The sequence below is a fragment of the Maribacter sp. PR66 genome (genome assembly GCF_028464205.1).
GTDB lineage: Bacteria > Bacteroidota > Bacteroidia > Flavobacteriales > Flavobacteriaceae > Maribacter > Maribacter flavus.
This window is the reverse complement of sequence record NZ_JAQPCH010000004.1, coordinates 35,466-48,932: the sequence shown is the minus strand read 5'-3', so window position 1 is coordinate 48,932 and position 13,467 is coordinate 35,466. Positions and strand designations below refer to the sequence as shown.

The following is a 13,467-nucleotide window of genomic DNA, read 5'->3' as shown; positions in this document are numbered from 1 at the left end:
AATACCTATGAAACCCTCGTCGAGGGATTTGAGTGATTAACTAAATTCCTCTTCCAAAGGAGGCAATTAAAAATCAATATGTCGCATTTAATTTAAACGTATGAGAAAATTAGTTTGGTTGGTGGCGGGCCTTTTGGCCGCATGTAATTCCTCACAGAAGACAGTAAGGACGGAAACCATTTCAAAAGGACCCGTCGACCCTAAAGTCTATGCGGAAACCATTACAGAAATTGAATTGAAGGAGCATTTGTACATTTACGCTTCCGATGAATTTGAAGGCCGGGAAACCGGACAACCCGGACAAAAAAAGGCCATTGAATATCTAAAGGCGGAATATGAAAATTTGGAGATTCCTCCCGCCCAGTCCAATGGCGATTACTTTCAGAAAGTACCCATTGAAATCAGCCAAATCCCCGTTGGCAAGTTAAGCATCGACACTTCCGATTATCTTTTGGGCGAGCACGTACTTACCTTTTCAAAAGCCCAATCCGGGGACAATGAAATTGTATATGTAGGATACGGTATCGAGGACGATAATTATTCTGACTACCAGGGAATGGACATTGCCGGCAAGTTGGTATTGATGAAAACCGGGGAGCCCATGAACTCGGACGGTACGTACACGATTTCCGGTACCTCTGAAAAATCGATTTGGAGCAACATGTCGGAATCACTTGGAAAACGCTTCCAATTGGCCGAAGACAAGGGAGCTATTGGCGTACTTTACTACGATGCCGATAATTACCCAAGATTTAAAAGTCGGTTCGACTATATGCGAAACAGTAATAGTGGCAGAATGAGCCTTAAGGACCTTCAGGAAAATGACTTTTCAAGTCTGTTTATCGATGGTACGTTGGCAAAAGCGATTTTACCATCTATAGAAACAGACCAAACGCCCAAAGAATTGGACTCAAAAGCAACATTGGCATTTGAAAGTTCCAACGTGGAGGTAGATTCGGAGAACGTAGTGGCATTTATACAGGGAAGCAAGAAACCCAATGAATATATTATCATTTCATCGCATTTGGACCATATAGGAATTACCGAAGAGGGCGAGATCAACAATGGCGCGGACGATGACGGGTCTGGAACCGTGGCGCTTTTGGAAATTGCGGAAGCCTTTAAAAAAGCTCAGGAAGACGGAAATGGACCGAGTAGGTCTGTGGTCTTCTTGCACGTGACCGGAGAAGAAAAGGGCCTTTTGGGTTCTGAATATTATACCGATGTAGAGCCCATTTTTCCCCTAGGCCAGACAGTTGCGAATTTGAACATTGACATGGTGGGAAGAATAGACCCTAAGCGGGATGGGGATAGAAATTATATCTACCTAATTGGTTCCGATAAATTGAGTACGGAACTACATGAGCTTTCCGAGGAAGTGAATTCCAAATACACCCAATTGGAATTGGATTATACCTATAACGATGAAAACGACCCCAATCGATTTTATTACCGAAGCGATCACTACAATTTTGCCAAAAACAACATTCCCATAATTTTCTATTTTAACGGAACACATGACGATTATCACAGGCCTAGTGACACTCCGGACAAAATAAACTATGATTTATTGGAGAACAGAACCCGACTGATTTTCTATACGGCATGGGAATTGGCAAACAGGGCCAATCCCGTTGTTGTCGATAAGGCTTCAGATTAAGGAAGTTTAAGATTTAAGTTAAAGGCCGATAGTTATTATCGGCCTTTTTCTTTTAAAAAGTAAAGACTGGAATCTGGGCATTCCTTGCTCGGCACAGGCTTCTCACCCTACATTCAGGATACAAAAAAGCCCCGGACATATCATGTACAGGGCGAGTTTAAAATGCTTTTTGGGTGGAAGACCGGGTTCGAACCGGCGACCTCTGGAACCACAATCCAGCGCTCTAACCAGCTGAGCTACAACCACCATTTATAAGCGGTGGCAAAGGTAATTTTTTTTCTTCTACTTATCAAAAGAAAAACTACTTTAAAATATTGTTGATCGTACAAAAAGATTAAGTTATACTAATACTATCAAGTTTTAATTCAACCATCAATAACTTGTGCACTAGTGTAGGAGAAATTGACAAATAAATACGATGGTGAATTTACTTTCTAACTGATTTTTACATAGTGACAGTAATCAAAAGCCAATCTATTACAAACTCTATATACGTTCAAGAATAAAATAAAAGTAAAATTTTAGTATTTTTCGTTCACACACGTATCAAAAACCATTTAACTATTAAACAGGATGAAAAGTTCAAAAATGCTTAAAACTACATTTCTGTTCCTATTTATTTCCATAGCCGTATACTCACAAAAGATACCTTCCATACTTAAGGACACGATTTATATTTTGGAGCTCAACAAACGAGCGGAAGAACTGCGCTATAGAAAATCTGATTCCATTCAAATAATCGCCTTACAGGCTTTGGAGCTAAGCAAGGAAATCAACTATGAAAGAGGTGTATTGTATTCCACATACAATCTGGCCAGCTACGAGTTGTATCAAGGAAACAGCAAGAAATCCTTGGAAATAAATTTAAGAATTTCAAACCATCCAAGCTTGTCCAAATACCCAGATTTGGGCATAAAAATATATAATGATATTGCCCAAGCCCACTTCATACAATCAGATCATCCAAAGGCCTTTCAAAACTTCCTCATGGCCAATTATTTGGCTGAAAAAACCAAAAATTTAAACGAATTGGTTCGTATTAACAACAATTTGGGAACAATGTTCCTTTTATTGGGAGATTATAACGAATCAATGCTTTATTATGACGCTGCAAGAAAAGTTATCGATCAAGAGACGCCAGTTCACATCCATGGTATTATTCTATCAAATCTTGGCTATCTGAATATGCGGAAAAATAATTTGGATAAAGCAAAGGATTATTTAAAGCAAGGTCTTGAACTTGCAAAAAAAACCAACTTTTCAACAATCATTGCGTTCAATTATCTGACTACCGGTGAAGTATTTAGTTTAAATAAGGAATATGACAAAGCATTGGAATTTTATGAAAAAGCCGAAAAGGAATATCAGAAAAGTGGGGATAAAAAAGGTATTTCGGATTTATATTTTGGATTTGCATCAGTTCATTACGAACTAGGTAATTATACCCTTTCGAAGGAATTTGCCCTTAAAAGCCTAGACTTATACAAATCCTTTAAATTAAGATCTGGCCTGGAAAAGTGTTCTCGCATACTCTATAAGTTGGCAAAGTATGAAAGTGATTTTGAAGACTCCCTTAAATATTTGGAAAGTGCCGAAGCCTACTCTGACTCCATTTCCAAAGAACAAAATAAGACCAATCTCTCCATGCTAAAGGCAAAGTTGGCCTTTGAGGAGGAAAGGACAAGACTTGAAGAAACCAATCTGGCCACTATAAATACTCAAAAAAAATACATAGGTTGGTCATTGGTATCACTAATATTGGCAATAGTCGTTATTTTTTTTATTCAGAAATCCAGTAAAAAAAGAAAAAAACTAAATACCATTCTTGCCGACAACGAGCGAGAATTACACCTAACAAATCAAACAAAAGATAAATTGTTTTCCATTGTGGGTCATGATCTTAGAGGCCCTATCATATCGTTGAAGGGTTTGTTGGATGTCTCCCTAAATGAAGAAAATGGTGAAAGTCAGTTCAGGAGATTTGGACCTAAATTGCAGAAGGACCTTGAACATATTCATTTTACTTTGGACAACCTTTTGAATTGGGGTCAAACACAAATGAAGGGATCAAGTATGGTACCAAGAAATCTTCTAGCACGAAATGAAGTCGAAGATATCTCCCAGATTTTTAATGAAAATCTAAAAAACAAAAGAATTAAACTTATCAACTCTATACCAGATAATTTATGTGCCAAAATGGATTTGAACCATTTTGAAATTGTCTTTAGAAATTTAATAAGCAATGCAATTAAATTTTCACATGAAGGCGGAAAAATTTTAATTGATGGAGAAATATCAAAAGACAAGGTGTTGATTAAAGTTAAGGATAACGGTGTTGGCATTAGCGAAGACGATATTAAAAAGATATGGGACTACAAGGAACATTTATCAACCTTTGGTACGAACGACGAAAAAGGTACTGGTCTTGGCCTGATGCTTTGCAAGGAAATGGTCGAAAAAAATAACGGTGATATTTGGGTGGAAAGTGTAATAAATAAGGGCACAACTTTCAAAGTAAGTTTGCGGCCCTGTACTTAATCACCTAAAATATCCAACTTTAGGATGCATTTTCGTTTTATCTTTAAAGGCTTTACTTTATTAGTAATATAAATAATATTTGGATGTAGAAATTTCAAACTATCGACGAATTACATAAATTCAAGATAAAACACACAAAAATTGATAGTTCACAACAAAAAATGAGACATGTGCTAAAGGCATTGTAAATTCACATTTTGTATGAGCAAATTCAGGTGATTTCTAAATTTAAAACCTTTAAGAACTACGACAGCAAAGCCTTTTATATAAGAGGAGTGCTTCTACTATTTATTTTCTTTACTTATAGTGCACTTGCCCAAATGTCTTACAAGGATTCCCTATTGATTGAAATTTCAAAGTATCAAAACTCCTCCAAAGAAAATACTGAGTATGTAGAATTGTTATTGGAATTAGGTCTAGAACAGCGGTATTTCAATCTGGACAGCCTTAAATTACTATCGGAGGAAGGGCTTAAAATAAGTGAGAAAATAGGCTATGAAATCGGTAAGGCAAATGCTTACCTAGGTTTAGGAACATTTTATTCAGACAAGGGCAAATATGATGAGTCCTTGGGCAATTTGCAAAAGGCCTTGGATATCAGTTTTGTTGAAAAGGACGATACCTTACGCTTAACAATTCTCAATACCATAGGCGAACAATTTGACTATAGGGGTGATTATGACCTTGCCCTAAGCAAATACCTTGAATGTATTGAACTGGCAGAATATCTTGAAAATCAAAAGATGTTATCCATAATCAACGAAAATATTGCCAACCTCTATATTTCCCAAAAGGATTTTGAAGAAGGTATGTTCTATTATGAAAAGGTCAAAAAAATCAACGAAAAAATAGGAGATGCAATCATCATGGCTGAAACCATGAGCAATATGGCCTCGGCCTATGCCGATATGGGAAAATTGGAACTTGCCATGTTCAATATAAATAGTGCCATAAAAACCTTTGAGGATAACAGAATCAGGGATTGGCTCGCCTATGCATACCAGGTAAAAGGTAAAGTGTACTTAAAACAGCAGAAGAATAAATGGGCCTTATATTGGTATGCTCAAAGTGAAATCCTTCACGATAGGTTAGACGATTTAAGGGAGGAAATACAGCTTTTGACGGGAATGGCAAAAGCGCATCTGAAATTGGGAAATGATAGTATATCAACAATATATGCACAGCAGGCTTACGACCATTCCTTAAATCTGGATGTTTTATCAGGAATAGAGGAAGGTGCTGAATTATTGTATGAAATATACAAGAATAAAGGTGACTATAAAATGGCCCTAGAGTACCATGAAATTTTCAATGAGGTGTCCGGAAAAATTTCCAGAAAGGAAAGTAAAAAGGGACTTACGATGTTAAAAACCAAAATAGCGTATGAGAGGCAGAAGGAGCAGTTAATCCTTGAAAATAAGGAGGCGTTGGCCAAACAGAAAAAATATGTATATGCCACCTTAATTGTTTTAATAATATTCTTGTTCATAACAGCCCTAATTAAACGTAATGCTAAAATTCAGAAGGAGTTGAATAAGGAACTTATTTTAAAACAAGAAGATTTAGAAAGAAAAGAAAAGTATTTGTACGAGGTCGACCAGACCAAGAACAAGCTTTTTTCAATCATTGGTCATGACCTCAGAGGCCCCATTGGAGCTTTCCAAGGGCTGATCAAATTGTTTAAGGAAGGTGACATGTCCAAGGAAGAGTTTTTAGGCTTTGTACCCAAATTGAAATCGGATATAGATAATATCGCCTTTACGCTCAATAATTTACTTTCTTGGGGACAAACCCAAATGAATGGGGCCCAGACGAAACCTGGAATCACGGCCATAGAAAGTATAGTTAACGAAAATATAGCCTTGCTTTCAGAAGTAGCAAACAATAAATCCATAAGGCTTATCAACAGAATAGAGTCCAACACACTGACTTGGTGCGATAGTGACCAAATTGATATTGTGATCCGAAACTTGATAAGCAATGCCTTGAAATTCACTCCTAAGGACGGTATGGTTACCATAAGCGCAGCCGAAAAAGCCAGACACTGGGAAATTGTTGTACGCGATAATGGTGTAGGTATGAGCAAGGAAACCATTGGAAAAATATTTGACCAGTCCAACTCACATTCCACTTACGGCACCAATGATGAAAAAGGTACCGGACTCGGATTGTCACTTTGCAAGGAAATGGTTGAAAAAAATCATGGCAACATTTGGGTGGATAGTTCCATCCACAAAGGATCCAGCTTTTACTTCTCCATACCAAAAGCCAAAAAAGAGTACAAGAAAACGGCCTAAATCAAGGAATCAAGGGAGTCTACGGCCAACATACGCTCTACCGTAAAACCTTCGGCATAATCCACCCCTATCAATCTCCCCAAATCCTGAGCCCTATATTTCACACTTTCAATAAAAGTTTTACTACTGATGGGCGTCTCCGGCTCTTTGCTCTTTGGGTCATGGAACTGGGAGGAATACGCCAAAATGGCTTCTGTTTTCTTTTCCATGAACTGGCTTATATCCACCGCAAAATCAGGGGTTAGGTTTTTCCATTGGATATAATGATATACCAATTTTGGTCGCCACTTTTCCTGGGCCTTACCATTAAGAAGGGTCTCGATTTTTACAAGCCCGCTTAAAAAGCAGGCATGGCTCACCAATTCGCTTCCCTTAGCATGGTCAATATGTCTGTCATTTACGGCATTGCATAGGACTATTTCAGGCCTGTACTTCCTGATCATTTTAATAACCTCCAATTGATGTGCCTCGTCATTTACAAAGAACCCGTCACGAAAGCCCAGGTTCTCCCGGACAAAAACTCCCAAAATGTTTTTGGCATTTTCAGCTTCCTTACCCCTAATTTCTGCAGTACCCCGGGTTCCCAACTCACCTCGGGTCAAATCCACAATGCCTACCTTTTTGCCTTTGGAGACTTCCTTGGCTATGGTCCCGGCCGCACCAAGTTCAGCATCGTCCGGATGCGCTCCAAATACCAAAATATCTAATTTCATTTATAAGTGCCTTTTTGGATTTTTAAAAATATCAAACGGTCGTTTTAGTCTCTTTCTTGACTTTTTTAATGGCATATTCAATATCCGCAATTAGATCTTCCGGCTCCTCGATTCCTACTGAAAATCGAATCAACCCATCCTTGATGCCTTGTTCTGCCCTTACTTCGGCACTCATCAGGGCATGGCTCGTCTGGGTGGGTGAAAGTACCGTACTTTCCACACCTGCCAAACTCATGGAGGATTTGATCATTTTTAGGGATTTCTGAAAAAGCGAGGCATCCAAATAGGGCTTCAATTCAAAAGAAAGCATTCCCCCAAAGCCTTTCATCTGCCGCTTGGCAAGTTCATGGTCCTTATGGATGGTCAACCCGGGATAATACACCGCATCAATATCGGCATGGGAATCCAAATACCTCGCCATTGCCAAAGCATTTTCGTTTTGGGCCCGGACCCTGAGCCCCATCGTCTTTATACTTCTCTCCAACAACCAAACAGTGTAATCACTGAGGCTACCTCCAAAGTTTTTGGCCAAATGGAATATGCGATGCATATGTTCCTTGGTAGAGGCTACGGCACCCGCACAGATATCCGAATGACCGCCCATGTATTTGGTGGCACTATGAATGACCACGTCGATGCCAAAATCTATCGGGTTTTGGTTCACCGGACTGGCAAATGTATTATCGATCATGGAAACGATGCCATGTTTTTTCGCTATGGCGGCCACACCTTCTATATCGGTTATCGTCAACAAGGGATTCGAGGGTGTTTCTATATAAAGCACCTTGGTGTTTTCCCTAATTTCGTTCTCAAAATCCTTAGGCTCCCATCCTTTTGTAAAGGAATAGGAAATACCATATTTATCGAACTCTTCGGTCACCAAATTATAAGTGCCCCCATATAAGGTCTGTTGTAAAACAATGTGGTCCCCTGCCCTAAGGAATGCCAAGAGGGCCGTACTTACCGCGGCCATTCCGCTTCCAAATATCAAGGCCGACTCCGCATGTTCCAATGCGGCGATTTTTTTACAAAGACCATCTTGGTTGGGGGTATTGAAATACCTTGGGTATCGCTTAACATCTACATCATCAAACGCATACGAAGTACTCATATACAAGGGGGAAACCGCGCCTTTATATTTGGTATCCTCCAATTCTCCCACGTGTGTACAAATTGTATTCAAGCCTTTACCTTTATTGTCCATTGTTCCAAGTTTAATGAATTGCTAAAGTTACGAAATGAAGGTGAATCTTACTCGATGCAATTTACGCTCTTACTCAAGATCAAAACTACTCCCTGCTATACTTCAAGCAAACATTGGCCGACAAAATTTGGTTCGATTTTTTTAAATACCTTTCAACCAAAGATAAAATCCGCTAATTTTCTACAATGATTCATCAGCCTTACTTTATGAGGACCCAATTACTTGCAATTCTCATCCTTTCTTCGGTATTCATTTCCTGTAAAAATACAGCGACGTTAGTTCCCCAAAAATCAACTTCAGGCTATCAAGGACAGGGTGCCAGCCCTGTTGTGCCCACCGTAAACAGACCGGTACAAAAGCAATGGAAAGGCATCTGGTCCATGGACAATCAAACCTACTTTTCGAACGATTTTGATGGTGCCCGGTTGAACGGTGTGGCCAATGATGGTAACGACCATTACACCATTTGGATCACCGCAGAAAATACGCCCATAAACGTGAGTCCATGGTATTCCTTCAAAGTTTGGACCGGGAAGCCCAGGGAAATCACCATTAAACTTTCCTATCAGGATTCAAGAAGTAGGTATTATCCCAAAATCAGTTCAGATGGTATCCATTTTAAGGTTTTGGACAGTACCAACTACAAGGTAATAAATCCGGGCGAAGGGGAGTTTGGCATCAAAGCGGCACCCGAGTTTGCTGAAATTACCTTAGCCATTGGTAATGAACCCGTTTGGATATCGGCCCAAGAACTTTATACTTCCAAAAGAGTGCAGGAATGGGTAGATTCACTCTCCGTTAAACCCTTCATTACCAATTATGAAATTGGGAAATCCCACGAAAACCGTGCTATCCAGCTCATGGAGATCAAGGAATATCCAAGTACCAAGAAAGCATTGATGATCATCTCCAGACAACACCCGCCGGAAGTTACTGGATTCCTTGTGATGAAATCCTTTATGGAAACCATATCCGGTGATACGGAACAGGCTAAGACTTTCAGGGAAAAGTTTGACGTTTTCGCCGTACCGCTTATGAATCCCGATGGCGTGGACAACGGACATTGGCGTCATAACATGGGCGGTATTGACCTGAATCGCGATTGGGAAAATTTCAATCAGCCGGAAACAAGAAGCGTGCGCGATTTTCTGAACAAAAAAAATGAAGAGGGCTACGAATTCGTTTTTGGGGCCGATTTTCACTCAACTTGGGACGATATCTACTATCCGATTGACAGCACGGTCATCGAACAAAAAGGTAAGATTGTATACGATTGGATCGAAAGCATTTCAACCCGACTCCCTCAAAAAAGAACGAATATTGCCCCATCCGATAAAATAAAACCGACCATGGTTTCCAGAAATTACTTTTATGTACACCATGGCATGCCGGCCATCGTTTTTGAACTGGGCGATAACACGCCCCGGGATTTTCTAAAGGAGAAAGGAAAGGTCGCCGCTGAGGAGATAATGCGGTTGTTGTTGGAGAAGGAATAGTTGTTGGTTGTTCACTTCGACTACGCTCGGGGCATGGGTTGTTCGTTGTTCGTTGTTCGAAATGGATTTTTGTAAATTTTATAATTATAAACGATTTATATAAACCAATAACAACTTTAGCTTAAAAACGAAGCGGTATTCTGTGATTTGGAATTAGGATTTTGAGATTTTTTCTTCTATCCTTTGTTCAATATTGCATGGTTTTGACTATACCTCCTCCAAGGTTGGTCAAACTATCCATTTAGATATTCTTCCAGTCGCACCGAGTATCAACAGCTTCATGATAGCAACTACTTTTTGGCGTAATTCACCTGATACCTCCAGTAACTCAATGCTCCCAAGGCCAAAACGCCGGCAACCGTATACCACACAAAGGTTGGTGTAATCACCTGTGCCCCACTCGCATAGCTATGTAGTCCCACCAAATAAAAGTTCACTCCAAAATAGGTCATCATGATACTACCAAAGGCAACGACGCTCAAAAAATTAAAGGTCCACCTTCCCCTTAGCCCGGGAACCAATCGTGTGTGGATGACAAAGGCGTAGACCATAATGGATATCAAGGCCCACGTTTCCTTAGGGTCCCAGCCCCAATAACGTCCCCAGCTTTCATTGGCCCATTGACCCCCTAAGAAGTTCCCAATCGTCAGCATGACCAAACCTATCGTCAACGAAAGCTCATTGATGATGGTGAGTTCCTTCAAATTGATATCCATGCGTTCGCGATTTTTCTTATTGGTCAACAGAATCAAAATCAAAGAAACCACCCCTAAGATCATCCCCACTGTCAAAGGACCATAGCTGCCAACAATGACCGCCACATGTATCATCAACCAATAACTGTCCAATACGGGAACCAAATTGGCAATGGAAGGGTCCACCCAACTCTGGTGGGCTATCCATAAGAGCATGGAGGTTACAAAGGCCGATGCGGCAACGGTCATATTACTCTTTCTACCAAACAATAAGCCCATGCCCATCGTTGCCCAGGAAACATACAGGATACTTTCATAGGCATCGCTCCATGGCGCGTGGCCGGAGATATACCATCTCAAAATCAAACCTGCGGTATGCCACAAAAAGAATAAATAAATGACACCTTTGAAAAAATAGACCCCAATTCTCCAGATGGAACGATCTTTAAAAATTTGAAAAATAAGAATCAAAAAGAAAAGTACGCCAACCAAGGCATAATACTGATACAGCCGATTAAAGATATTCAGCTTGTTGTAAATAACTTCTGTGTTGATTCTTCGTTCCGATGGTAGTACTTCACTACCATTGTTTACCTGATTTTGCTTGAAAGCGGCCAGAAGTCGGTCTGCTTCGCCATAGTCCCCTGTCTGCTGTGCCTTACTTAATGTCATCAAATAGTACGGCATGGCATTCTTGACAAAATTGGCATATAGGGAATCCTGAATCTGGATCTGTCCCCCACGATATTCTACCGCCGATATCCATTTGTTGTTCTCATCGTTCAACAGTGGGAAAATTTTAACAATATCCTGACCCAAGGCCTGATTCAATAGACTCAAACGGATGTTGGCATCCTTGAAATCCTGTTCAAACTTGTTTGGGTTATTGGTAGCAGTTGCCTCCCTTAAGAAGGGCTCCAGCTTGTACGTCCCGTCCGGATTAAAAAAATCGGTCGCCTTTACGTATTTCTGCCCTTGCGGAATTCCTATAATTTTTCTTATGCTATCATTTTGTGCCTTTTTGTCCAAGGCAATAAACTCCGCATTGTACCAAACTGCGGGGTTCATGATCATGGAAAGAAAAATTTGGTCTGAACTATACCCCAAATAGGTGTCCTTAAGGCTCAACTTCCTCAGTAATTCCGAAGAAAAGGTATTGACGGGCTTCATCCTTCCGCCTTCATCCTGAATCACCAATTTCCCGAATTTATCCGCATGTTCCTTGGCCACCATGGAGGATTTTATGAGGGAATCTATTTGTTGTTGGGTGGGTGCTTGGGTATGATCATGGCCATCGTCCGCTGTATGCTCCTGCGCTTGTAAGGAACTAGATAACCCAATTAACAGTATAATGGCCGTAAGTATCTTTTTCTTTTTTTTCTTCAATTTATCCAAGGACTCCGCCAAATCCTTGAAACGGGTTTTCCCAAAGAACATGATTCCCATCAAACCAATATACAGCAGAAAATACCCTACATAGGTAATCCAAGTCCCCCAAAAATCGTGGTTTACTGAAAGTCGGGTGCCTTTTTCGTCAGGGTCAAAACTTGCCTGGAAAAATCGGTATCCCTTATGATCCAAAATGTGGTTCATGTAAATATCATAATCAAAGGGCCTTTCATCCTTTATGGTCACCTTGCTCATAAAGGAGGCATAGGCGTTCTCCGTTCCAGGATATTTTTCCGCAATGAAATCGTTGAGTTGTATGGCAAAAGGAAGCTCGTAAATCTTGGAACCATATCGCAGGGCAAAATCCAAGCCCCCAACGTTGAATTTATCGCTAAACTGGGTCTGCCCCTTACTTCCCAACACCTTTACTTCCTTGGTCTCGCCATTACTGGATACAGAAAGTACAAGCGCATCCAAATCGAATTCCATTTTTTCGGCTTCGGGTATTTCCACAATGCCGTAGGTTCCCTGTACTAAGGAATCGGGGATGACAAACTGCATATTGGCCGTATTGTACAAAGAACGCAATTGTAATTTTTGTACACTATCCTGGACCAATTGTCCCTGAAATTGGTCGGCCATGCGCATAAAACTTCCTTGAAACGGAGAAGATATTCGATATTCGGGGCCATCGGTGAAAATATTTATGGCCCCATCAGTCTCATTGTTCAATGAAAACAGCACGCCGTGAATGCTCATGACCTTGCCATTCTCCAAAAAATGTTCGTGTCGCTGACCATCGCCCGCTTCCACGATTTTTAGATATGTATTCCCTGTCGTTCCCGGAATGAGGCCTTCCTTGGCACCCTCAATAAAGTCAACGTAGGAAATGGTAAATTCTTGACCGTTAAAGTCCCCGGTCCATGGCAGATTGGATTTTATGGCTTCTGGGGTTACGATCAAATCATCCTCCATAGTTTTCCTTCTTGGCTCTCCATTGATATCACCCTCAATGTAGGCCGTCAAATAGGTCTTATCCGAAAAGAACACATTTTCAGTTTCCCCTTCTCTGATCGGCATCATGCCCTCGTAGCTGATATATCGGGTTACAAATGCACCAACAATGATCAATATCCAAGACAAATGCAGGACTAGAACGGGCCATTTTTCCTTTCTCAACAAGCGATAACGCGCAATGTTCCCAATGAAGTTGATTACAAAAAAGACCATAATAACCTCGAACCAGGTGGTATTGTATATCCAGATTCGGGCAGTTTCCGTACTATACCAACTTTCAATAAAAGTCCCAAATGCCATGGCCACGGCAAATACAATAAACAAAACGGACATTAAACGGGTGGAGAAGAAAATTTTCTTTAACAGATCTGTCATTTAAGAAGACAATGGTTTTCAGGTTGCAAAAATACGTCCTTTTACACTTTTTTTTAAACGATATCCATGGAGAATAGTGTAAC

Annotated in this window: 7 protein-coding genes and 1 tRNA gene; 4 read left to right on the top strand and 4 right to left on the bottom strand. The window is 40.3% G+C overall.

Annotation, left to right across the window (positions count from 1 at the left end; all coding sequences use genetic code 11):
* Positions 1-100 precede the first annotated feature (100 nt).
* A complete protein-coding gene (locus PP181_RS09075; protein WP_272636838.1) occupies positions 101-1,660 on the top strand; it encodes a M28 family peptidase in 1,560 nt (519 codons plus the stop codon).
* Between the two features lie 171 nt (positions 1,661-1,831).
* Here the strand turns inward: PP181_RS09075 and PP181_RS09070 are convergent.
* Positions 1,832-1,907, bottom strand: a tRNA-His gene (locus PP181_RS09070).
* Between the two features lie 341 nt (positions 1,908-2,248).
* On the opposite strand from PP181_RS09070, the gene PP181_RS09065 reads away from it, so the two are divergent.
* Positions 2,249-4,198: a tetratricopeptide repeat-containing sensor histidine kinase gene (locus PP181_RS09065; protein ID WP_272636837.1), complete on the top strand. Its 1,950-nt coding sequence runs from the start codon at positions 2,249-2,251 to the stop codon at positions 4,196-4,198.
* Positions 4,199-4,473: 275 nt separating this feature from the next.
* Complete coding sequence (locus PP181_RS09060; protein WP_272636836.1) at positions 4,474-6,495, top strand: tetratricopeptide repeat-containing sensor histidine kinase; 2,022 nt, start codon at positions 4,474-4,476, stop codon at positions 6,493-6,495.
* On the opposite strand, the gene bshB1 is transcribed toward PP181_RS09060, so the two are convergent.
* On the bottom strand, positions 6,492-7,208 hold the full coding sequence (gene bshB1 / locus PP181_RS09055) for a bacillithiol biosynthesis deacetylase BshB1 (protein ID WP_272636835.1): 717 nt from the start codon (positions 7,206-7,208) through the stop codon (positions 6,492-6,494). The genes PP181_RS09060 and bshB1 overlap by 4 nt on opposite strands.
* A gap of 31 nt (positions 7,209-7,239) precedes the next feature.
* Positions 7,240-8,412 carry a trans-sulfuration enzyme family protein gene (locus PP181_RS09050; RefSeq protein WP_272636834.1) on the bottom strand — a complete coding sequence of 391 codons (1,173 nt, stop codon included), beginning with the start codon at positions 8,410-8,412 and terminating at the stop codon, positions 7,240-7,242.
* Between the two features lie 185 nt (positions 8,413-8,597).
* On the opposite strand from PP181_RS09050, the gene PP181_RS09045 reads away from it, so the two are divergent.
* Positions 8,598-9,908 (top strand): M14 family metallopeptidase, encoded by a 1,311-nt coding sequence (locus tag PP181_RS09045; protein WP_272636833.1) that lies wholly within the window; start codon positions 8,598-8,600, stop codon positions 9,906-9,908.
* A 290-nt stretch (positions 9,909-10,198) separates the two neighbouring features.
* On the opposite strand, the gene ccsA is transcribed toward PP181_RS09045, so the two are convergent.
* Entirely contained in the window at positions 10,199-13,384 is a 3,186-nt protein-coding gene (gene ccsA, locus PP181_RS09040) for a cytochrome c biogenesis protein CcsA (RefSeq protein ID WP_154919554.1), read from the bottom strand.
* Positions 13,385-13,467 lie beyond the last annotated feature (83 nt).